The following is a 21,237-nucleotide window of genomic DNA, read 5'->3' as shown; positions in this document are numbered from 1 at the left end:
CTCCGACCCAGCTTGGTCTTCAGCGACCGGAGAGATTGAAATCCCCTTCGCGATGCCGGCCAGCGTGACCCGCTCCGCCAACACGGCGTCGAGTAATCACGACGAGAGGAATGCCCGATTAGACGGCGTTATCAGGTGCCTGTATGTGCATCTTCGACGCATGCTTCAATGCGCAGGAGGCTAGTAGGTCCCACTCGGCGAGTATCTGCTCCGGCATGTACCTTTGAGCGCTCGCCTCCGCCCTCGTCCCCAGCCGTTCCCTGAGGTCCCGATCTGCCATTACCCGTGCAAGTGCCTTCGCAAGGGCTTCGACATCCTCCCTCGGCACCAGTATGCCGTCGCTATCATGCGTTATCATGACGCGCGGTCCCCAATCGCATTCGTAGGAAACGACGGGCAGGCCCGCGGCCATGGCTTCCAGCAAGACGATCCCCCACCCTTCGTAACGTGAAGACAGGACGAAGACGTCCGCGTTCTCAATCCAAAGCCCCGGTCGCCGGGTCAGCCCCGGCATTTCCACGCGCTCTTGTAGGCCGAGGGCATCTCGCAAAGCCTCCAGGCTGCGCCTTTCATCACCTTCACCCCAAATCACCAACTTCCATTCGGGATGGATCTCGGCGATCTTCGAGAATGCTTCCAGCAAAAGGTCGAATCCCTTTTGGCGGGTCAGGCGGCCCACCGCCGCCAGAATGTTTTTTCCACGCCTTTTCTGCCAGCCGTCGGGCAAATCGACAGGATTGGCGATTACCCATCCATTGCGGCGTATTCTCGCTGGGAACTGGTCGAGGGCCCCCTGGGTCATTGTGACCATGCCGAATGCTCGCGGATACAGACCCCTCTGGAGCCATCTCCAAAACGGTCCGAGCGGCTGCAGAGTCGGGTTGTTGCGCTCGGAAACGATGACCGGAACCGCAAGGCCGATTGTGGCCAGGAGCGTCAGGACATTCGTTCGCGTCAGAAAACTTAGGACGAGGTCCGGCCGCGAATCGCGGATAGCCGTCCGAAGCCGTTGAAATCGCCGAAACACGAGGGAGCCGGACCGCATCTTCGAAGCTCTGCGAGGAGGCACCCCCAGGCGCACGACGGCAATCTTGGGATCGAAATCGTAATAGGGCTGCGCATCCGGCGGCTCCAGGGTGATCAGCGTCACCGTGCAGCCGAGCTCATTCCAGTGATTACTGACGACGTTCACCACGTGCTCGGTGCCGCCCGCTCCAAGGCCTGGAACGACGATCGTTACTCGCGCGCCGGCGATCTTCGACAATCCAAAGGTCCGGGAATCCGCACTCTCATTCATATCGAATGCCCCTCCCCCGACGGCCCAAGGATCGGGGCGAATCTCGTCTCATCGTGCAGACTCTATTGACCTCAGAACGGGTAAACAGAATTATCGGCGTCGGCACGGACGCTCCCCCAGGTGCAATGGCGAGTGCGCTATTGACAGGATGCAAGTTTTTTATTTCAGAATCAACTAACCGAATTGATTTTCAACAATCGCGTCAATAAGCTCTAGCTGTTTTCCGGACTGTATTTGGCGATATTCGGAGAATCAACATTAATTTTATCGGCACTTGCGGACATAAAAAGCATTTCCGGCAGAGATACCCTATGAGGTCCAATCGCACCCAGAAAACGCGGAACGAATATTTTTCCACCTCTTGATTGCTTCTATCCGCTCTGAGCGTTCAAAGCTGCAAGTCAGATGAGTTACGCTATATAGCATTTATTGCCCTCTTTGAAGCATGGCAGTTTTATACTTTCTCGGCAACGCCGGGTTGTGGAGACTATAATGGTCAGCATTGTCAAGCGAGCATGGCGTCGGGTGGAGAGGCGCGTACGGCTTACCGTACATGCGGCTCACGCCGACAGTTTCCTGATCTCCTATCCGAAATCGGGCCGCACATGGTTCCGCTACATTCTTTCCCACTACCTCGCTGCGACCGCAGGCATTTCCGAGCCTGTAGACCTTCACAACATGTTTTCGATCGTGCCAAATTTCGATCTCGACCCGGTGCGCGGAATTCCCGGCTCTCGCTTTCGCGGGGCGAAGAGCGTGACCCCCACGGTCTTTGTCAGCCACCTCGACTATAGCGCAAGCCTCTTCCTCAAACGCCCGGTCATAATGATGGTCCGGGACCCGCGTGACGTGATCGTCTCGGCCTACTTCCACGCGAGCCGCCACAAGCACCGTTTCGCCGGCAGCCTTTCGGATTTCATAGCGGACCGCGACCAGGGGCTGCCCGCAATGATCGATTATCTGAATGGTTGGGCCGGCGGCTTATCCAATCGCGCTCACTTCGTTCTGAGTTATGAGGCTCTCTCTGCCGATACAGAGCGGCAAGTGGAAGCGGCTCTTGAATTTCTCGGCTGCCCAATAGATCGAAAGGCGCTTCGGGCAGCAGTCGAGGCGGGCCGCTTCGAAGCCATGCAGGCTCGAGAGCGTGCCGAAGGCATTCCGGCCCATGACTATGACCGAAACGACGTCGAAAGCCTGCGCATGCGGCGCGGCAAGGCAGGCGGATTCAGAGACTATCTGGACGATGCGCAAGTGGCGGAAATCGAGCGCTTGTGCGCCGCGGATCTGACGACAGCTGCCAGGCGCCTTGTCAGCCGCACCGGAATGCAGGTCTGATCGCGGCAATTGCATACCCGCATCCTGATTCTATTGCTACGTTCGTGCGGCGAAACGCGCTTCCTTGGCGTGGCTGGCACTCGCAACCACTTCACGCAGGACGTGCGCACCCTTCTCCATCGCGGCCGTATCGAGGGCTGGATCGACGAGAAATGCCAGGCTCGTCTCCCCGAGCTCCCGAGCGTTCGGCAGTCGCTCGGCCGAGCCCATGCCGATGTCGGCAAATGCCTTCTCCAGATAAATCTCCGAGCAACTGCCGCTGAAGCAGACGACCCCCGCTCCATTGATCTCCGCTACGATCCGGTCCCTGCTCCAGTTCGGCTTCAGGAGCTCCGGCCTGAGAAAGGTGTAGAACCGGTACCACGCATGTCGCATGCCCGGGGGCGGCAGAGGCGTACGCAGAGCATCGATCTCCTCGGCGGCCCTGGCGAGGATCGCTGCATTATGCGCCCTGATGCCGCGCCATTGCTCAAGGCGCTGTAGTTGCCGTGATCCCAATACCGCCTGGATGGACATCATGCGCCAGTTCGTCCCGATGGATTCGTGCAGCCAGCGGAAACCCGGTGGATGATGCCTGTTGTAAACGGCATCATAGGACTTGCCGTGGTCCTTGCGGCTCCAGGCCTTCTTCCACAGCTCGTCATCGTTCATGGCCACCAGTCCACCCTCGCCTCCGGTGGTGATGATCTTGTCCTGACAGAAGGAGAAAGCCGCGATATCGGCGAAGCTGCCGACCGGCCGGCCGTCGATTTCGGCACCGTGCGCCTGGGCGCAGTCCTCGATGACCCACAGCCCCCTCTCGCGGGCGAAGGCCATGATCGCCGGCATGTCGCAGGGCCAGCCGGCGAGGTGCACGACGATGATGCCCTTGGTCCTCGACGTCAGCTTCGCCCTGATGGTTTCGACGGTGATGTTCTGGCTGTCGCGATCGACGTCAGCGAAGACCGCAACCCCGCCTGCCATCGGCACCGTGGATGCCGAAGCGATGAAGCTGCGTGGGGTAACGATCACTTCGTCGCCGGACTGAAGTCCAAGCGCAAAGAGCGCGAGATCGAGCGCCACCGTTCCGTTCGCCACGGCCACCGCATGCTCGACACCAAGATAGCGCTCATATGCAGCCTCGAAGTCACGGACATGCGGCCCCGTCCATGCATTCACCTCGCCCGATCTCAGGACGGACACGACATCCTCGATCTGCTCCTCGTCGTAAACCGGCCAGCGTCCCATTTATCCCTCCAGATCTGCATTTGATCGGTCTCCGGCCACGTACCGAAGGCGCATCGGATAGTCGGGGATGGCCGGCGATGGCGCCGGCCGGTTCCCACAAAACTCAAATGACCTGCCTAACCAGGACGAACGCTTCGGCCGCCTGGCGCATCACGGTCGCACCGCGCAGTGTGGCGAGCGCGCGCAGTGTCGCTATGGAACGCTCGTGCGGTGCCTCGCGCAGCTGCGATGCGAACAGCTGCATTGCCTTCACCTTCACTTCGAGGTGCTCGGTAATGTCGACAAATACATTTGGAAGAAATCCTGGCGATAGATACGGAGCATTCCAGTTCGTTTCCGAGAGCGTTTCGTAGGCGAGAATCAGCTTCGGATACTCGGTCTGGTGTGGCCGGCAGGCGACCAGCGCCGAGGTGAAGGTCAGTTGATGATCCATGTGCATATCGCCCGCAAACGGCACGAGCACGGTTCGCGGCGACAGGCGGCGAACCACGTCAAGCAGCGCGCTGTTGACGGTGGCATGCGCCGTCTCCGCCAGCTGGGCGGCAGGCAGACGCAGCCACAAGGTTTCTCGCACTCCCAGAGCCCGGTGCGCCTCCCTCGCCTCGGCTTGCGTCTTGGCGATGGTCGCCGCGTCGAAGGCCGGCGGCTTTCCCTCGGTTACGATCGCGACGAAGACCTCCTCGCCCTGCGCCGCCAGCTTCGCGATCGTTCCGCCGGCGCCGAGCACCTCGTCATCAGGATGCGGAGCGACGACCAAAGTGCGTCCAAAAGAGAAATGCGAACCATCCATGGGACCCCCAAAAGACCTTGCCGCCATGCACGCGCCTAACCCTCGGCCATCTAATCGGCCAGCCGAAGGGCATGCTATCGCATCATCATTCGCGGCTGCTGACCGCAAGGGTGATGCAAAAGAAAATCCTTGGCAACCTTTAGATGCCGCTCATCGATATGTTCTCCAGTTACGAGCGTCTTCAGCGTCAACAGGAGAATTCGCACATCGAGCCACAGACTGGCGTGCGCGACATACCAGAGATCGAGCGCGATCTTTTCCTCATCCGAGAGCAGCGTATTGCCATTCACCTGCGCCCAGCCCGTCATGCCCGGGGCAACCATCGAGCGCATGCGGCCAAGCTCACCGAAGTTTGCAACCGTCGCCACCGGCAGCGGGCGCGGCCCCACCATCGACATGTCGCCTGAGATGACGGCAAGGAGCTGCGGCAACTCGTCAAAGCGGAGTCTGCGCAACAGCGCGGTCGCGGCGGTCTGCCGCATCTGGTCCGGCAACAGGGCGCCGTCAGGTCCGCGCGCATTCGTCATCGTCCGAAACTTGGCGACCGTGATGACACGCATGCCCGCGCCGGCGCGCGCCTGGGTGAAGAACAGCGGCAAGCCAAGGCTCATCCAAACGACCACCGCCGTCATCGCCATCAGCGGTAGGCAGAGGACGAAAAGCGTCCCGCCAAGCGCGCACTCAAGAATACGCTTGAGATGGTATGATCCCGAGGAGGCAGGCAAACTGAAAGCGGAGACTGCATGCTCTCGATTGGGCTTCAAGTTAATGTCCCTTTGGCGCGCGGCGGACTTATGGACTTATTACTTGCCGACGATCCTTACATGCCCGCGATACCCACGACGACGACATCGCCCGGCAGCAATTCTGTCACGAGGGATGCCTGTAGGCTGGTCGGTTTTCCGCCGACCGGGTTTCGACGGATCTCATAGGTATATGAAATCTGATTTTTTTTGGTTTCATCTTCGGCCACCGCGGCCATGAGCAGGATTTGTTCTTCCGCGGAGTGCTGGTTCGAAATCAGCTTCTTGATGGCAATTTCACGCTGTTGGAGCTGGGTGAGAATCTCCTTCTTCCTGTCGGCTGCAAGCTTTGCAAGTTCCAGCTTCAGCTCGCTCAATTCCTGGCGTGTCCGCGCGAGGGTCGCGAAGGTTTGCAGGAGCTGGGCCTTCTCGGCAGACGCGCTGTTCTCGGCACGAGAAAGCTCGCTTTCGGTGTTCAGCCCGCGTTTACGAAGCGCGCCGACACGCGCCAGATCTTCAACGCTGTTCTTAACGACATCCTTTTGCTGCTGCACGAGCTCGTTCAGGATCTCTATCCCACCCTCGGCCTGGGCGATTCCTTCCGTGAGAATTTGCGTCTGCGATTTGTGGGCGGCGAGATCCTCCTTCAGGATTTTCGCCTCAAGCTCGATGACGCCATCAAGCGGCACGCCATCGACATACGCGCGCGCGAACTCCGGGACGTCGTTCAGCTCGATGTTCTCACTGGATTCCAACTGCGCCGCAAGTCTTGCCGCATAGACGGCTTCATGAACGATTTCGGCTCTTGCGGCCTCTATTTCCGCGCGCAGACGGGCGCGTGCGATGAGCCGGTCGGATGCGTTCGCCGCGATGACCTGCATACCACCTGCAAGGCCGATGCCCTGCTCGACCGTTAGGCCGTTGTAGAAGGGAAACGACCCCGGGTTCCTGACCTCGCCGAGAACGAAAATTGGCCGGAAGGTCGAAACGTTAAGGGACAGCTTTGGATCGACAAGGATATCGCGACTACGGAATTCGTTGCGAAGCTTGTCCAAGGCCTCCGTTATCGTCAGACCCGCGACCTTAACTCCACCGATGAGGGGGAACTGTGCTTCGCCATTACCGGAAATAGTCGCGGTGACAGGCAATTCGGCATCGTCGAGCAAGTCAAAGGTCAGAACATCGCCCGTGTTGAGCCGGTATTCATTGGCGTAGCCGCGCGACGGCGGGCCCATTGAAAATACGACTGCCAGCAACAGGACCGCAAAAATATATGCGCCCCAAGCCCGCAAAGGCAAGCTCACGGCCGTTAGCGCAGGTAATATCCCCATCGCAACCGCACCCCAAAAAAGCATTAAAGAAAAAGCTGTCAAAATATATTGAGCGACTATATTCTCCCTCGCACTGTCACGTCAAAGGATTTTAGCTATTTTTTTGCGCCGGGCTGTGATTGACAAGACGACTTTCCACGAGGCTTCATACACCAACCCATATGTACGAGTGGCGCCGGGTGTTCTTGCCCCCGATGTCAGGCCACCCCAACAGATTTAAGATTTAACAAGGGCGTCAACCCCGTGCCACGGCCGTAGGGCGGCGCCTCTTTTATCAGCTGACCTAGTTGGAGGCAGGAGGTATCGTTTGGCGATCCGGAAAAAACTTGCCAAAAATTTCAACGGCCTCAACAAGATATTCGCCCGGGAACAAAGTCTGAAGGGCCGCCTGGGAAATATAGCACATCTACTTACCGGAAACGCGCTCACCTCGCTGTTAGGCCTCGTTGGATTCGCCTTGACGGCAAGGGCGCTCGGTCCGTCCGAATATGGCATTCTGGCACTTTGCTTCACATACACGAGTGCGGTGGAACGGCTTGTAAACTTCCAGTCCTGGCAGCCGCTGATCAAGTTCGGTGCGCAATCGGAGAGCACCGAAAAGCTCAATTCGTTGTTCAAATTCGGCCTCCTGCTTGACGTGTCCGCCGCAGCGACCGGATGCGTGATCGCCGTGGCTCTCGCGTGGGCCTTCGGTCCGTGGCTCGGGATCTCGTCCGAGATGTTGGGGCTCGTCACCCTCTATTGCGCCATTCTGCCGTTTCAGATCTCCGGCATGCCGATGGCCGTGCTGCGCCTGTTCGGCAAGTTTCGATCCATCGCCTATGGCCAGGTCGCTTCGAGCATTTTCCGCATTATATTGTGCGCGATCGGCTTTGCCACCGGCGGCACCTTGCGTGAATTCGTCCTGATATGGATGGCAGCCCAGATCGTCGGCTCGCTGACCCTCGTCGTCCTTGCGCTTGCAGAACTGCGAAAACGGGGAATGCTGGCGAGCATGCTCACTGCTTCTGTTCGCGGTATTACCTCCCACTTTCCCGGGCTTTGGAAATTCGCGATTTCGACGAACCTGTCATTGACGCTGCGCTCGAGTGCCAACCAGCTCGACACGCTTCTCGTCGGCTACCTGGCCAACCCGGCCGCCGCGGGTCTTTATCACATCGCTAAGCGCATCGGCCGCATGGCACTGCAAATCGGTGACCATGTCCAGGCCGTGCTCTACCCGGATCTGGCCCGGGCCTGGGCCGCAAGCGCAATCAAGGAGTTTCATCGGGCCGTCGTACAAATGCGGACGCTCCTCCTCGGCTTCGGATTATTGCTGGTTGGCGGGGTTTATTTGACGATCGATCCGCTGTTAAGACTGGCTGTCGGTCCGGAATTCGAGGCGGCGGCCCCGTTGGTCGTCGTTCAATCCATTGCCGTGACGATGACGTTGTATGGCACCGTTACCCGCTCTGCGCTTCTGGCCATGGGGCGGGAAGACCGAGTCTTGAAGGGCGTGCTCGTGGCAACAGTTGCGTTCCACGTCACCGCGCTGATCCTGATCCCGCGGGTCGGCCCGATGGGGGCCAACATGGCTCATATCGTGATGGCGTTGATCTGGCTCTCGATGATGGCGGTCGCGTATCGCCGGGCCTTGGCGGTACGGTAGGACTCTCTCGACGCCTCGCCACCACGCGATTGCTCGACACTCGTGGCCACTGCTTGCCCAACCCGCACACGTTTATTATCATGATGCTCACATTCCCTGTAGTTCCTTGATGCACTTTGTCGATTTCGAGCACGAATGCTTTTCCTGCACCGGCTTTTGAATAGAAGGACCTACTTACGTGGCTTACGTCATTGGCGCTGAGGAAGAACGCCTTCCTCCCAGTTCCGGAAAAAATGTCATGGCCTTTCCCTTTGCGAGCGATGAACCGCGCGACAGCCGTGTGTTCGCGGCGCGCATGATGCTCGCCTCGGCTCATGGTCCCGACCGAGCGTGTCGCCAGGTGCGCTCAGGAGAATTGCGAATTTCAGGCCGATCCAAATGATGAGCGTTCGCTGCGCGTGATCTTGTGGACGCCTATCTTCAGCTCCGCGCGAGCTCTGTGAGGGGGAACAATATGAAGTTGCAGGACATCGATTTCCTGATCATTGGCGCGACCAAGAGCGCCACGACGTGGCTCCAGCAATCACTGCAGCAAGACCCGAACATATACATGCCGGCTCCGGAATTGCATTATTTCAGTCGTTACTATGATCGTGGAGAAGAGTGGTACCTTTCGAACTTCGAAGGACAGAAGGATCAACGTCTCGTCGGCGAAAAGTCCAATTCCTACATGGACACGGAGGGCGCGGCGGAACGGATAAAACAGAAGCTTCCGAAGGCGCTGCTGATCGCCCAGCTACGCAACCCCATCGAGCGCGCCTACTCGGACTACTGCATGCTCTATCGCAGGGGCGAGGTGGATCGCGACATCGCAAGATATCTTGACCCCCGCAGCGGTGCCGGCGGACGCTTCCTGAACGGCGGGCTGTATTTTCAGCAATTGCAAGCCTATCTCGACCGGTTTCCTGCCGAGCAGATCCTCGTCGTTCTTTACGAGGACATGAAAATCGATGCGAGTGCACAGCTCGATCGCGTCCGAAGATTCATGAAGATGACGAACGACCTGCCGCTTCGCCCCCTGGAAAAGAAAGTCAAAGACAAGGCCGAGCCGGTGATCAACCCGACGCTGCGCCGTCTGCTGCGCCCGTTGAAGCCTTTAGTCGCGCCTTTCAGGAAAAGTGCGAGCTTCAAAAAGCTACGGTCGATCGCCGCCGCCGAAGTGCAGTACGCACCGTTGAGCGGTGAGCTTCGCGCGCGCATGAGCGACTTCTACGCGGCGGAGATAGAGAAGCTCGGTACCATCGTCGGCAGGGATCTTGATGGGTGGCTGAGAAATGGAAGCGTTCAGCAATGACCGGTGGCCAATTTGCCGGGCGTGTATGCGACCCATGATCAGATGCTGCCGGGGCGATGCTGAAGAGATGGGTCTTGCGCGATCACGCCCCTGCAGCCCATCGCCTCTGGCACGACGACTATTGCCGGTGCCTCGCAAAGTTGACGCACCGGAACTATCTGTTATGCTCAAACCTAAAGCGCAATGCATGACTTTCTTTTATTGTTTTCCCGGTCACCAGGACCAATGACTATTAATCAACGGATTGGTTGACGAACAAACTTATTTTATGTCTTGGCGGAGTAACTTTTGTCATGACGAACTCACAAAGCAATTTCCCCTTGGTAAAACATTCGGTTACGGCTTCGCTGGTGACCGTGCGATTGAAACAAATGCACTTTTGTCCTGTCGGTATTGCCGGCGTGCAGGATCGCGTGGTGAAATTCGGTGGCACCCTGAGCGTCGAAGATCGAGTCCGGCGACGCACGCGGCTTAAAGCGACAGTTCCCATGCAATTCTCCCCGGCTGTACACCAGGAAGGAGCGCCAGCATGAAGCCGCCCATCCGCACCGTTATTGTCGATGATCACCCGCTGGTGATTGCGGGCGCGCGAACGCTTATCGAGACATCCGGGGATATTCTTTGCGTCGGAGAAGCCAAGACCGGCGCGGAGGCCATGACGCAGATCAGCCAGACTGCGCCGGATGTCGCCATACTCGACGTGTCACTTCCGGACATGAGCGGTCTCGAACTTGCCGCGAAGGTCATAGCCAACGGTCACGCCGCTCACGTGGTGATAATGACCCATTATCATGACCGTTCTTACGTTCAGCAAGCGCTGCAGGTTGGCGTGAAGGGATTTGTTCAGAAATGTTCGGCCGCGGAGAACCTGTTGCTGGCGATACGTTCGGTGATGCTCGGCGGGCTCTTCTTCGACTCTCTGACGGCGCGCGAGATGGCGACGTCCGTCGCCGACCGGAGTGCGGCACGCTCGGCTTCGATCGGTGCACTGGGGCTAACCGCCCGCGAACAGGCCGTCCTTCGGCTGGTCGCGCTCGGATATTCGAACAAGGAGATCGGCGCCCACGCGAACATCAGCGTCAAGTCGATCGAGACCTACAAGGCGCGGGCCACTGAAAAGCTCAACCTGCGCTCGCGGGCGCAAATCGTGCACTTCGCTTTGACCCACGGCTGGATGAGCGTCAATTGATGCCAGTAAACCGTTCACCGACCGAGTTCGTTATTCTCGGACGTTTCCCGTAGGATCAAGGGGGCAACGTGCCAGCTAGAAATCTGAAGTGGCCGCAACGCGGTTGGCCACCATTCTACAGCGAACCCACATTCCTCACCCGGCCAAGCGATCCGACCGGAACTGCCCCGCCGACAAAAAATCATTTGCGAGAAGGCCCTGGGGCAAAGCATTGGAGGTTACCGTGCGGATAGCATTCGTCCTCTCGGGGCTCGGCGCGGGCGGCGCGGAAAAAGTCGTCAATCTCCTTGCGCACCATCGCAATGCACAAGGCGATATTGTTCACGTTCTGGCAGTCAATGCCGATGGCCCGGAATCCTATTTCCCCTACCGCAGTGCCATAGCGATCGAGGCGCTTGGAGGTTCGACTCGCGCCATGCCACGCATCGCGCAAGCCGCACAACGGCTGTCGAGACTTCGCCGTCGGCTGGTGGCGCTCAAACCGGATCTTGTCGTTTCCTTCCTGACCAAGGTCAACGTACTGGTCGGCTTGGCCACCCGTGGGCTCAACACGCCGATCATTATGTCCGAGCGGAACAACTTCACGTCCCAGGAGACGCATCTCTTCTGGCGGCTTGTTCAGCCGATTGCCGTCAAGGGTGCAGCGAGCTTGGTCATGCAAACTCAGGATGCCTTTCAATCGCTGCCACCGAGCTTGCGCGGGAAGGCGGAGATCATACCCAACCCGGTGACGCTCCCGCCCGATGTGGCACGCGTTCCGAGCCAAGGCACCCGCGTGGTCGCTGTCGGGCGCCTGGAAAAGCAGAAAGGTTTCGATTTGCTTCTCCAAGCGTTCAGCTACGTGGCACGATCCGTTCCAACGGCCGAGTTGACCATCTTTGGCGACGGCTCCCAGCGCGGCGCCCTCGAGCACCTCGCCCGAGATCTCGGCATTGGCGATAACGTCAAAATGCCTGGCGTTACCAGGTTTCCGCTCGAATGGGTTGGAGCGGGCGACATCTTCGTGCTCAGCTCGCGTTTCGAAGGCTTTCCAAACGTGCTTCTGGAGGCGATGACCGCTGGGCTACCGTCGATCGCATTCGATTGTTCGTGGGGGCCATCGGAAATTCTCAGCAGTCCAGATGCCGGCTTGCTTGTTCCCCCTGGCGATATCCGGCAATTGAGTGAAGCCATTCTCTCTCTGATAGCCGACCCGGCTTTAAGGAATAAGCTTTCCACCTGCGGCTCGGCCGCCGCCTCGGCGCGATATGCGACCTCATCTGTTTTGCAGCAATGGGATAACGTGATCGCCAGATCCGTTAAGCCGCCGTCGCTTAAGCCGACCTATAGCGAAAGCGCTGCTCCCCCTCGTGCGCAACGCCATGCCTGAGGCGCATTTAACCGGACGCAGCCGTTTGCGGTGACGACATACACATTCGGACACGCAAAGCGCGTCACGATGCTGTCGCACTTTGAATTGCTGCATGTATTTATCCTTAAACTGGTTCCGATCCATGCAGCAGATCATTGCGGCGACGGCTTCAGATAAAGCACCGGGCTGCCATATCGGTCCTTGAAACCAAGGTCGGTTGAAGGCAGATAGCCATTTCGCCGCGCATAATCGAGCATCGGCCGCTCAAGCACCTCGTCGAAGCCTAGTAGCAGCGCCGCCGGCGGGTCAGCCTCGAACATGGCCGTAATGCGACCCGGCGACGTCATCCTGTACCAGGCTGCAAGTGCCGGTTCGGTGAAATCTGCGGTTCGATAGGCGAAGGGGCCAGTCGCCAGTTCCGGATAGACCTCCAAATGACCCTCAAGCGGATAGATCGGCGACAACGTGGCCACCTTTCCCTGCGCGCGCGCCACCGCAATCCGCTGCGAGATAGCAACACCTGCCTCGTGAACCCGCGTTACCGTCCACCGGTCCGCCCGGACAGCCGTCCCGATATACTGAGCAAGACGCGGCGCCTCGATCGCCAGAACCACCATCGTCGCGGCGACAAACACCGGCTGGAAGCGTGTTCGCGTCTCGGGCGCAAGACTGCCGAAAAGCAGAGCGAGCCCCAAGGGGAGACAAATCAGCGGCGGCGCGAAATATTGGGGGAAGCTGGGCGTGGGCAAGAGGCTCATGGCGGCGCTGCAAACGAACGCGCCGGCGACAACGAGAAGCGGCCCGTTTACGATGCGAGAAAGCCGTGCTCGCACGCCGTCGTCCGGCGCCTGTAGCGCCGTTAGAAGAAGTGCGACAAGAACGGAAATCACCACGGCGCAGGTCGCGGAGAACCATATACTCTGTGCGAGCAACAGCTTCGCCATCAGAGATAAGGCCTGCTCTTCCCCGGGTGCATCTGCTATTCGCCAATACTGCAGATGTGGGCCGGTGTGATATTGCGCAACATGGGCAAGGAATCTCTGGGGCGCCGAGACCAAGGGTATGAGAATCGGCATCCCCCCCACCAGACCTCCCACAGCAAGCGGCGCAACAACACGCAGAAGGCGGTCCTTGAAACGGCAGGCGCGCGGCAGCAGAAAGGCTGCGATCGCCACCGGCGGGATGAAGGCCACGGCACTGATCTTGAAGGCAGCGGCAAGTGACAGGCAGAAGCCGGCAATCGCAAGCAGAAAAGGCTTGGGATGCCTCTCTTTGACAGCGAGCACAAACAGCCCGAGGCCGAGGAACGCGAAAGGCAGCGGTAGAAAGTTATTCGTCGCCGCCATGCCCGTCTGAGTCAGGAAGAGATCGTTCGCAACAGTGATAGCGGCCACGCACCAACTGATCAGTCCGGATCGCGTCAGCGAGTAGGTGATGCCTCCGATCGCCGCCAGCAACAACATCCAGGCAAGAAAGACGGACAGCCGGCCGCTGAACAACAGATGGTCCGATCCGACGATCGCGCCGACCCAATGGAACAACCAGGCCGAACCCGGCGGATGATTGTAGAAGAAATCCTCATAGAGGCGATGGTGATCGAGGAGCGCGATTGGCGGCACGTATAATTGCTCGTCCTTGCGCATCTCGTAGTTCATCACCCTCAGCAGCAGGGCGAAAAGAAGCAGCGCCGAGAGAATGACGATCGCAACGCGATAGAGCAGCGCCCTCAGGTCTGCCGAGGGCATTGCGACCTGTGATGGAGTGACCTCTTTAACATCCGTCATTCAGATTTCCCCCGACCGCAAAGACATTCCAGTACTTGGGACATCGATCACGTTGCCGCCGGCCCGCAGCCGCTGCTCGCCTTAGGGAAGCACGGCCCAAGTCTCGAGGCCCCATGACATCCTTCTCTGTATCGAAAGCGATTCCTCGGCACCATCCCGGGTTATTCCCGACAACGCCATAGGGATTATCCTGACACCGCGCAGCTTGCGGATTCACGGAAGTATGGATAGCATGAGCTTAAATAAGATATTTTTCGAATAATTTCGGAGAAATATAGCTTAGTTACAGTCGTTTTAGTACTGAAATCTTCGCGCCCGCTCGGCTTGTTCGCTTTTTTCATTCACGCCCCTTGCGGATGCGTTTTTACCGGTTCGCTGTGCGCACCCGTTACTTCTATGGTTTCTTAGGCCGGCTTTGATTTAAGGCGAAGCGACGCAGCAGAATATAGTTTTACGAACCTTGTGCGTCCGAAAGGATGCAGGGCGCCGCGGTAGACGCGTGCACGACACCGATTGGATGATCCAATCGGATTTCCGTCGCTAAAGTTGTTGGAGGCCGTCATGAAGGTCGTTCTTTTCGCAGGGGGTCTCGGATCCCGCCTCGCCGAGGAGACCACACGCATTCCAAAGCCCATGGTGGAGGTCGGCGGCAAGCCGATCATTCTCCACGTGATGGACATATACAGCCGCTGGGGCTTTAACGACTTCGTCGTCGCCGGCGGCTACAAATGCATGTTCATCAAGAACTTCTTCCACAATTTCCACTTGTCGACCGCGGATTTCACGGTGGCGCTTGGAAACGGTTCCATGGTGCTGCGCCCGGTTCATCCCCTCGACTGGAACGTATCGGTGGTCGACACCGGCCTTTCGACGATGACCGGCGGCCGATTGCTTCGGCTGCGCGACTGGCTCGACGGCGAGACCTTCATGGCCACCTATTCGGATGGCGTCGGCAATATCGATATCGAAGCGCTGCTCGACTTCCACCGCTCGCACGGTCGTCTGGCCACTGTCACCGCCGTGCAGCCGCCGGCGAGATTTGGCAATCTGGAGATCGAGGGCGACAAGGTCGTCGAGTTCACGGAAAAGGTGCGCAGGCACGAGACCTGGATCAATGGCGGCTTCTTCGTATTTGAACCAGGCGTTCTGGATTACATTTCTGGCCCGTCGGATCCGTTGGAGATGGCGCCGCTTACGAACCTCGCCAGGGATGGTGAGCTCTTTGCCTACAAGCACAAGGGCTTCTGGCATCCGATGGATACGATCCGCGACCGCGATTATCTGAACGGCCTTGCGGAAACCGACGATCCGCCGTGGATGCAATTCGACCGAAGCCCGACACCTCAATCTGCCGCGGCCGAGTTGCCGCTGGCAAGACTCTAGGCGGAGCGGGAAACGTGAACGAGTCGGATCTCTCACGGGTTCTACGCGGCCGCCGGGTCCTCGTCACCGGGCACACTGGTTTCAAGGGCGGATGGCTGTCGCTTTGGCTTCGCCGTCTCGGCGCGCATGTGGTTGGTGTTGCACTGCCGGTGCCCGCCCCTTCGTTCTGCTCTGCCGTTGACCTCGAGGGCCTCGTCGAGGGGCGCGTTGGCGACATTCGCGCCGAGGCAGGCTTCATGGAGAGCATAGGCGGGCAGGACTTCGACCTCGTCATTCACATGGCGGCGCAGGCCGTGGTGCGAACCTCCTACGAGACGCCGGTCGACACCTATATGACCAACGTCATCGGAACCGCCGTGGTGCTCGAGGCGGCGCGCCGCATGCCGTCATTGCGCGGCATCGTCATTGTCACGAGCGACAAATGTTACGAGAACCGGGAATGGGTGTGGGGATACCGAGAAAGCGACCCGATGGGCGGCCGCGACCCCTACAGTTCATCGAAAGGATGTGCCGAATTGGTTGCCGCGGCCTACCGCTCCTCCTTCTTCAGCGATCCCGGGGGTCCGCAACTTGCCACGGTGCGGGCAGGCAACGTGATCGGAGGCGGAGACTGGGGCGCCGACCGGCTGATTCCGGACTTGATGCGTGCTGCCGAAACCGGCATCCCGGCGCGCCTGCGCAACCCGAAGAACGTGAGACCATGGCAGCATGTTCTTGAGCCGCTTCGCGGCTACCTCATGCTGGCGGCCGGCCTCGTCGATGCCGGCGCACGCTTTGCCGGTGGCTGGAATTTTGGCCCCGAAAAGGACGCTACGGTGAATGTCGGTACGCTCGCGGAATTGGTCGTTTCTCACTGGGGCGGCCGACCACCCGAATACGTCATCGAACGGCGGGCCGACGAACCGGCCGAGTCGGTCGTTCTGCGCCTCGACAGTACGAAGTCGCATGTCGAACTCGGCTGGAAGCCCTTGCTCGGGCTGGACGAGGCCGTCGCAATGACCGTCGCCTGGTACTGCAGGTACATGGAAGATCCGACAGACATGCGCCGGTTCTCACAGCAGCAACTTGACGGATACGCAGCAGACTGGGGCCGAGCGGCCTGAACCGCAGATGGGGAGCATCACATGCGTGTCAATTATGGGCAGGCCGTTTACGGAGAAAAGGAAATCGCAGCCGTTGTGGATGCCATGCGGACGTCGACCCAAATGGGCCGCGCGGTGAGAAGCATGGAGGAGCGCGTCGCGGCCCTCTTCGCCAAGCGGCACGGCATCATGGTCAATTCCGGATCCTCGGCCAATTACCTCGCCGTGGAGATGCTGCAGTTGCCGCGAGGTGCAGAAGTCATCACTCCGGCCCTGACCTTTGCAACAACCGTCGCGCCCATCGTCAGGGCGGGTCTCGTACCGGCATTTGTCGATGCGGCGGAGGCGACCTACAACATCGATGTTGACGCGATCGAACGGATGATCTCGCCAAAAACCCGAGCCGTGATGATCCCGTCACTGATCGGCAATCTTCCGGATTGGGAGCGCATTCGTGCGATTGCCGATGCGCATGGTCTATTCGTCGTCGAAGACAGTTGCGATACGCTCGGCGCCACCATCAAAGGCGCCAGCACCGGCAAGCGCTCCGATATCAGCACGACCAGCTTCTATGGCTCGCATGTGATTACGGCGGCCGGAAACGGCGGCATGCTCTGCGTCAATGACGATGAGCTGGCGCGCCGCGCGAGGCTGATGCGCTCCTGGGGCCGCACCTCCTCACTGTTCGTCGATTCCGAGTCGGTCGAGAACCGTTTCAATGTCGACATCGACGGCTTCTCCTACGACGCGAAGTTCGTGTTCGAGGCGCTCGGCTTCAATTTGGAGCCCTCCGAGATAGGCGCCGCCTTCGGGCTTGTTCAACTCGATAGGCTCGAAGAGAACATTGCCGCCCGGGAGCGCAACTTTGCCGCCCAGTTGGCCTTCTTTAGACAATACGAGGACTGGTTCATCCTGCCGCGGCAATTGCCCGAATCCCGTACCGGCTGGCTTGCCTTCCCGCTGACGATACGGCCGGATGCGCCGTTCACCAGGCGCGATATGCAGATCTTCCTCGAACGCAGGGATATTCAGACTCGCCCCGTGTTCACCGGCAACATCCTGCGCCAACCGGCAATGGAAGGCATCAACAGCCGCATCTCGGACGAGGGCTACCCTGTCGCGGACGGGGTGATGCGCGGCGGGATATTGCTCGCCTGTCATCACGGTCTCACTCCGGAGCAACTCGACCATATCCATTCGTCGTTCCGCGAGTTCGTCGACAGTTTCTCGGCGAAATCGAAGGTACGAGTACCGCTGCAGGCGAGTGCTACTGGAACCTAACGGAGCGAGGTGCGGAAGTAATGTACGCGGTTTTCCGCCCGGCTCTCAACGATCGGAGACGATCCCGTTACCTCTGGGCCGCCTCCGCGATGGTGATCCGGCGGCGCCGGAAGATGGGTGCCGCTCAATGAGCGGTAATGCTTCGCAATTCCTGAGCGGCATGCAGGCTTCGGTCGCATGACCAAGGTGCAACAAGACAGGCTGGGTCCAAGTCGATGGCGCGTATTCTCATTACCGGTGGCGCAGGCTTCGTCGGCTCGCATCTTGCGAGGGCTTGTCTTGCGGCCGGCCACCAGGTTCACCTCATCATCCGACCCGGCTCCGACGATACGCGGATCCAGGATCTGCGCGGCGACGTCATTCGACACAATTTTGACCTGCAATCAGAAACAGCGCTCAAGCATTGTCTTTCCGACGCCGAGCCCGAGTGCATCTTTCACCTCGCGGCCCGTCCGCGCCGGCCGGAAAATCCGGACTTCTCCGACGCCAGGGATGGAATGCGCGAGCAGGTGCAAGTGTTGATCGGCTTGCTGAGCGCAGCCGCGACCGCGCCTCGTCCTCCAAAAACCATGATCCGGACCGGCTCGCTCGCCGAATATGGCTCCGCGCGGGCGCCCTTTCCGGAGGAGACGCGCGAAATGCCGGTCAACTCCTATGGGGCCGAACTCGTGGCTGCCACGCACCTGGTCGGCGCCCTTCAGCGTCGGCTTCCGTTCCCGGCCATCACCGCCCGCCTCGCCCTGGTCTACGGCGCCTGGCAGTCCACCGCCTATCTCCTGCCATCGCTGGTTACCCAATGCCTGGCCGGAGAGCCTTCGATCGTGCGACATCCGGAGGATCGGCGTGATCTGATCTATATCGACGACGCCGTCGGCGGGCTTCTCCGCTTGGCAGCGGCGCAGTTGCCTGGCGGCACGATCATCAATATCGGCACCGGTTTTGCTCCGACGATGCGCGACGTGGCCCGACTGATCATCGCCGAAACCGGCGCCGATCCGACACTCGTGCAATACGGCCCGGCAGACGGTTCGTCCGGCATTCCGGATTTCCGCGCCGTCACCGCCCTCGCACGAAACCTGCTTGGATGGAGCGCATCCACTCCGCTCGCGGAGGGTCTCGTGCAGACCGTCGCATGGTATCGCGAGCACCTGCGCTTGCAGGAGCCGCATAACCATTTGCCGACAACGTCACGCCGGGAAAGAACAGGAGCTCCATAGTGGCTGACATGAAGCCGTTGATTTCTGTCCTTGTACCAGCGTTCAACGAGGAGGCGAACGTCCGGCGCGCCTATGCCGCCATCGTGGATACGTTCGGCGAAATGCCCGGCTACAGGTATGAGATTATCTTCACTGATAATCATTCATCGGACCGTACCTTCCAGATCCTCCAGGAGATTGCGCGCGAGGATCGCTGCGTTCGCGTCATCCGTTTCAGCCGCAATGTCGGATATCAGCGCTCGCTCCTCGTGGCATACAAGGCGGCCACTGGCGATTGCTCCGTTCAGATCGATTGCGATCTTCAGGACCCGCCGCACCGCATTCCTCAGATGGTGGCCCTCTGGCGGCAGGGGCATCAGGTCGTCTATGGAATTCGCCGCTCGCTCACGGATGATTGGTTCACTGCCTTCATGAGGCGCACCTTCTACCGATGCATCAATGCCCTGAGCGAAGACGACCTCCCGCTGAACGTCGGTGAATTCCGCCTGGTCGACAGACGCATCCTGGATGAGTTGCGCCGGGTCGACGACACGTCACCCTATCTGCGCGGGCTGATCAGCGCGATGGGCTTCTCTCAAATGGGTTTCGAGTATGACCGCGAGGCGCGGGTGGCGGGCGAAAGCAAATTTCCGTTCAGGGCCATGTTCTCGCTGGCTGTGGACGGCATTCTCAATCATTCGCTGACGCCTTTGCGGATTGCCTCGATGACCAGCCTGATCATGGGGACAGCGACCTTTCTGCTGCTCATTGGATATGTCATCGGCAAGCTGGTTTTTGGTCAGGAGTGGCCTGCCGGTTTTGCAACGACAACGATCCTGATCCTGCTCTCCATCACGCTGAACGCGATTTTCCTCGGGATCATTGGCGAATATATCGGACGGATATTCATGCAATCCAAGCGACGTCCGACACCCATAATCGAGGCCAGCCTGAACGACGAGTTTCACAGTCAGCCTGAACATGCGCCGTCGAGAGTGGGGTCAGCCTGATGCGAAATCTTCTCGCCCGCTACACCTTCGGCCGGCAGGAAGGCGCCGACAGGTTGCTGCGCTTTGCCACTGTTGGTGCGGTCACGACGACTTTGGATTTCGTTCTTTTCACCGGTCTATTTGCCGTCGGCGCCGCACCCGGCCAGGCCAATATCCTATCCTATTCCTGCGGCATTCTCGTGAGCTACATTCTCAACCGGTCGTGGACCTTCCGCGCACGGCACAGTCAGGTTCAGGCGCTGAAGTTCGTCCTCGGCACTCTCACCGGCCTCGTAATTTCGACCTGTCTGGTCGCGCTGCTGGCGAGGTTGATTCCGCCGCCTCTTGCAAAAATTCTTAGCGTTCCTGTGGTCTTCGCCTGGAACTATCTCGTCGCGCTCCTGTGGGTCTTTCGCACCTAGTGGACGACGCCGAAATGCGCAACGGTTTGCGTTAACGACATGCACCGCAACAAATGAAAAGTGCGCAAGGGCACCGCACTGAAACATTGAAACGAACCCCAATGCCCCGCGCTTTGCGGCTTCAGGGTTCCGAACGGGAGGATTAGCCATGGCAGTCATCACCGGCACATCTGGAAACAATACCCTCATCGGCACGGATCAGGACGACACGATCCTCGGCGCGGCCGGTGACGATCTCATTCAGGGACTGGGAGGGGCTGACGTCATCGACGGCGGCTCAGGCGTGGACACGGCCGACTATCGGGAGAAGACGGCAGGGATCACCGTCACGCTCAACGGGATCAATGATGCGGTGGTGACGGTCGGCGGTGTTGCCGAAGACATTCTCCGCAAGATCGAAAACGTCTATGGCGGCTCGGGTGCCGACACCATCACCGGCGACGCACAAAACAATCTTATCAGAGGCGGGGGCGGAAGCGACGTGCTCGACGGCGGCGCCGGCAATGACACGGTAGACTATGCCGACAAGACCACGTCGGTCGTGATCACTCTGGGTGGAGCGACGCCGACCACGGTCTTCGTCAACGGTCTCGCCGAGGATACAATCAGCAACTTCGAGAACGCTTATGGCGGCTCAGGCGACGACATCCTGACCGGCAGCAGTCAGAACAACGTCCTGCGCGGCGAGGCCGGCAGCGACACCCTCAACGGCGGCGGCGGCGACGATTCACTCTTCGGTGGCGCCGGCAACGACACGGCCGATGGCGGCGCCGGGGTCGACACTTTTGACCTCAGGGAGAAGACGGATGCGGTTGTCGTAACGCTCAACGGCGCCAATAACTCCACTGTCTTTGTTGACGGTGTTGCGGAGGATACGATCCGCAATGTCGAGAAC

18 protein-coding genes are annotated in these 21,237 nt (G+C 59.5%); 12 read left to right on the top strand and 6 right to left on the bottom strand.

Going from position 1 to position 21,237, the window contains the following annotated elements:
• Positions 1-118: 118 nt before the first annotated feature.
• Positions 119-1,297 (bottom strand): glycosyltransferase family 4 protein, encoded by a 1,179-nt coding sequence (locus QN219_RS27590; protein WP_284003416.1) that lies wholly within the window; start codon positions 1,295-1,297, stop codon positions 119-121.
• Between the two features lie 492 nt (positions 1,298-1,789).
• On the opposite strand from QN219_RS27590, the gene QN219_RS27585 reads away from it, so the two are divergent.
• Entirely contained in the window at positions 1,790-2,632 is an 843-nt protein-coding gene (locus QN219_RS27585) for a sulfotransferase domain-containing protein (protein ID WP_284003415.1), read from the top strand.
• Positions 2,633-2,668: 36 nt separating this feature from the next.
• Here the strand turns inward: QN219_RS27585 and QN219_RS27580 are convergent, their stop codons facing one another.
• From QN219_RS27580 to QN219_RS27565, 4 genes are all read right to left on the bottom strand, one after another.
• On the bottom strand, positions 2,669-3,859 hold the full coding sequence (locus tag QN219_RS27580) for a DegT/DnrJ/EryC1/StrS aminotransferase family protein (protein ID WP_284003413.1): 1,191 nt from the start codon (positions 3,857-3,859) through the stop codon (positions 2,669-2,671).
• A gap of 103 nt (positions 3,860-3,962) precedes the next feature.
• Positions 3,963-4,649: a PIG-L deacetylase family protein gene (locus QN219_RS27575; protein WP_284003412.1), complete on the bottom strand. Its 687-nt coding sequence runs from the start codon at positions 4,647-4,649 to the stop codon at positions 3,963-3,965.
• Positions 4,650-4,723: 74 nt separating this feature from the next.
• The gene (locus QN219_RS27570; RefSeq protein ID WP_284003409.1) at positions 4,724-5,413 is read right to left on the bottom strand and encodes a sugar transferase; all 690 of its coding nucleotides are present in this window, start codon (positions 5,411-5,413) and stop codon (positions 4,724-4,726) included.
• Positions 5,414-5,469: 56 nt separating this feature from the next.
• Entirely contained in the window at positions 5,470-6,723 is a 1,254-nt protein-coding gene (locus tag QN219_RS27565) for a polysaccharide biosynthesis/export family protein (RefSeq protein ID WP_405052278.1), read from the bottom strand.
• A 307-nt stretch (positions 6,724-7,030) separates the two neighbouring features.
• Between QN219_RS27565 and QN219_RS27560 the strand changes: the two genes are divergently transcribed.
• The 4 genes from QN219_RS27560 (at position 7,031) to QN219_RS27545 (ending at position 12,223) form a co-directional block, all read left to right on the top strand.
• A complete protein-coding gene (locus QN219_RS27560) occupies positions 7,031-8,371 on the top strand; it encodes a lipopolysaccharide biosynthesis protein (protein ID WP_284003407.1) in 1,341 nt (446 codons plus the stop codon).
• Positions 8,372-8,825: 454 nt separating this feature from the next.
• Positions 8,826-9,665 (top strand): sulfotransferase, encoded by an 840-nt coding sequence (locus QN219_RS27555; protein ID WP_284003406.1) that lies wholly within the window; start codon positions 8,826-8,828, stop codon positions 9,663-9,665.
• Between the two features lie 529 nt (positions 9,666-10,194).
• Positions 10,195-10,854, top strand: a complete 660-nt coding sequence (locus QN219_RS27550) for a response regulator transcription factor (protein ID WP_284003405.1) — start codon at positions 10,195-10,197, stop codon at positions 10,852-10,854.
• 88 nt (positions 10,855-10,942) lie between these two features.
• Entirely contained in the window at positions 10,943-12,223 is a 1,281-nt protein-coding gene (locus tag QN219_RS27545; RefSeq protein ID WP_309486627.1) for a glycosyltransferase family 4 protein, read from the top strand.
• Between the two features lie 134 nt (positions 12,224-12,357).
• On the opposite strand, the gene QN219_RS27540 is transcribed toward QN219_RS27545, so the two are convergent.
• Positions 12,358-13,989 (bottom strand): glycosyltransferase family 39 protein, encoded by a 1,632-nt coding sequence (locus QN219_RS27540; RefSeq protein WP_284003402.1) that lies wholly within the window; start codon positions 13,987-13,989, stop codon positions 12,358-12,360.
• Positions 13,990-14,550: 561 nt separating this feature from the next.
• Between QN219_RS27540 and rfbF the strand changes: the two genes are divergently transcribed.
• The 7 genes from rfbF to QN219_RS27505 all read left to right on the top strand — a co-directional run.
• A complete protein-coding gene (gene rfbF, locus QN219_RS27535; protein WP_284003401.1) occupies positions 14,551-15,372 on the top strand; it encodes a glucose-1-phosphate cytidylyltransferase in 822 nt (273 codons plus the stop codon).
• Between the two features lie 14 nt (positions 15,373-15,386).
• Positions 15,387-16,475 (top strand): CDP-glucose 4,6-dehydratase, encoded by a 1,089-nt coding sequence (rfbG, locus tag QN219_RS27530; RefSeq protein ID WP_284003399.1) that lies wholly within the window; start codon positions 15,387-15,389, stop codon positions 16,473-16,475.
• Positions 16,476-16,496: 21 nt separating this feature from the next.
• Positions 16,497-17,735, top strand: a complete 1,239-nt coding sequence (locus tag QN219_RS27525; protein WP_284003397.1) for an aminotransferase class I/II-fold pyridoxal phosphate-dependent enzyme — start codon at positions 16,497-16,499, stop codon at positions 17,733-17,735.
• A gap of 215 nt (positions 17,736-17,950) precedes the next feature.
• Positions 17,951-18,952, top strand: a complete 1,002-nt coding sequence (locus QN219_RS27520; protein WP_284003395.1) for an NAD(P)-dependent oxidoreductase — start codon at positions 17,951-17,953, stop codon at positions 18,950-18,952.
• Between the two features lie 8 nt (positions 18,953-18,960).
• A complete protein-coding gene (locus QN219_RS27515) occupies positions 18,961-19,941 on the top strand; it encodes a glycosyltransferase family 2 protein (protein ID WP_284003490.1) in 981 nt (326 codons plus the stop codon).
• Complete coding sequence (locus QN219_RS27510; protein WP_284003393.1) at positions 19,941-20,342, top strand: GtrA family protein; 402 nt, start codon at positions 19,941-19,943, stop codon at positions 20,340-20,342. The genes QN219_RS27515 and QN219_RS27510 overlap by 1 nt, the downstream gene beginning before the upstream one ends.
• A gap of 148 nt (positions 20,343-20,490) precedes the next feature.
• Positions 20,491-21,237, top strand: a 747-nt coding sequence (locus tag QN219_RS27505) for a calcium-binding protein (RefSeq protein WP_284003391.1), incomplete at its 3' end; no start/stop codon positions are given.

This window comes from Sinorhizobium sp. 8-89 (assembly GCF_030124325.1).
Lineage (GTDB): Bacteria > Pseudomonadota > Alphaproteobacteria > Rhizobiales > Rhizobiaceae > Sinorhizobium.
The sequence above is the reverse complement of the archived record's forward strand: the minus strand, read 5'-3'. Positions and strand labels throughout refer to the sequence as shown.

What these genes read in the sequence shown, in the direction of transcription:
- QN219_RS27590 (WP_284003416.1), bottom strand. Translation starts at nt 1,297, where the DNA reads ATGAATGAGAGTGCGGATTCCCGGACCTTTGGATTGTCGAAGATCGCC.
- QN219_RS27585 (WP_284003415.1), top strand. Translation starts at nt 1,790, where the DNA reads ATGGTCAGCATTGTCAAGCGAGCATGGCGTCGGGTGGAGAGGCGCGTA.
- QN219_RS27580 (WP_284003413.1), bottom strand. Translation starts at nt 3,859, where the DNA reads ATGGGACGCTGGCCGGTTTACGACGAGGAGCAGATCGAGGATGTCGTG.
- QN219_RS27575 (WP_284003412.1), bottom strand. Translation starts at nt 4,649, where the DNA reads ATGGATGGTTCGCATTTCTCTTTTGGACGCACTTTGGTCGTCGCTCCG.
- QN219_RS27565 (WP_405052278.1), bottom strand. Translation starts at nt 6,723, where the DNA reads ATGGGGATATTACCTGCGCTAACGGCCGTGAGCTTGCCTTTGCGGGCT.
- QN219_RS27555 (WP_284003406.1), top strand. Translation starts at nt 8,826, where the DNA reads ATGAAGTTGCAGGACATCGATTTCCTGATCATTGGCGCGACCAAGAGC.
- QN219_RS27550 (WP_284003405.1), top strand. Translation starts at nt 10,195, where the DNA reads ATGAAGCCGCCCATCCGCACCGTTATTGTCGATGATCACCCGCTGGTG.
- QN219_RS27540 (WP_284003402.1), bottom strand. Translation starts at nt 13,989, where the DNA reads ATGACGGATGTTAAAGAGGTCACTCCATCACAGGTCGCAATGCCCTCG.
- rfbF (WP_284003401.1), top strand. Translation starts at nt 14,551, where the DNA reads ATGAAGGTCGTTCTTTTCGCAGGGGGTCTCGGATCCCGCCTCGCCGAG.
- QN219_RS27525 (WP_284003397.1), top strand. Translation starts at nt 16,497, where the DNA reads ATGCGTGTCAATTATGGGCAGGCCGTTTACGGAGAAAAGGAAATCGCA.
- QN219_RS27520 (WP_284003395.1), top strand. Translation starts at nt 17,951, where the DNA reads ATGGCGCGTATTCTCATTACCGGTGGCGCAGGCTTCGTCGGCTCGCAT.
- QN219_RS27515 (WP_284003490.1), top strand. Translation starts at nt 18,961, where the DNA reads ATGAAGCCGTTGATTTCTGTCCTTGTACCAGCGTTCAACGAGGAGGCG.
- QN219_RS27510 (WP_284003393.1), top strand. Translation starts at nt 19,941, where the DNA reads ATGCGAAATCTTCTCGCCCGCTACACCTTCGGCCGGCAGGAAGGCGCC.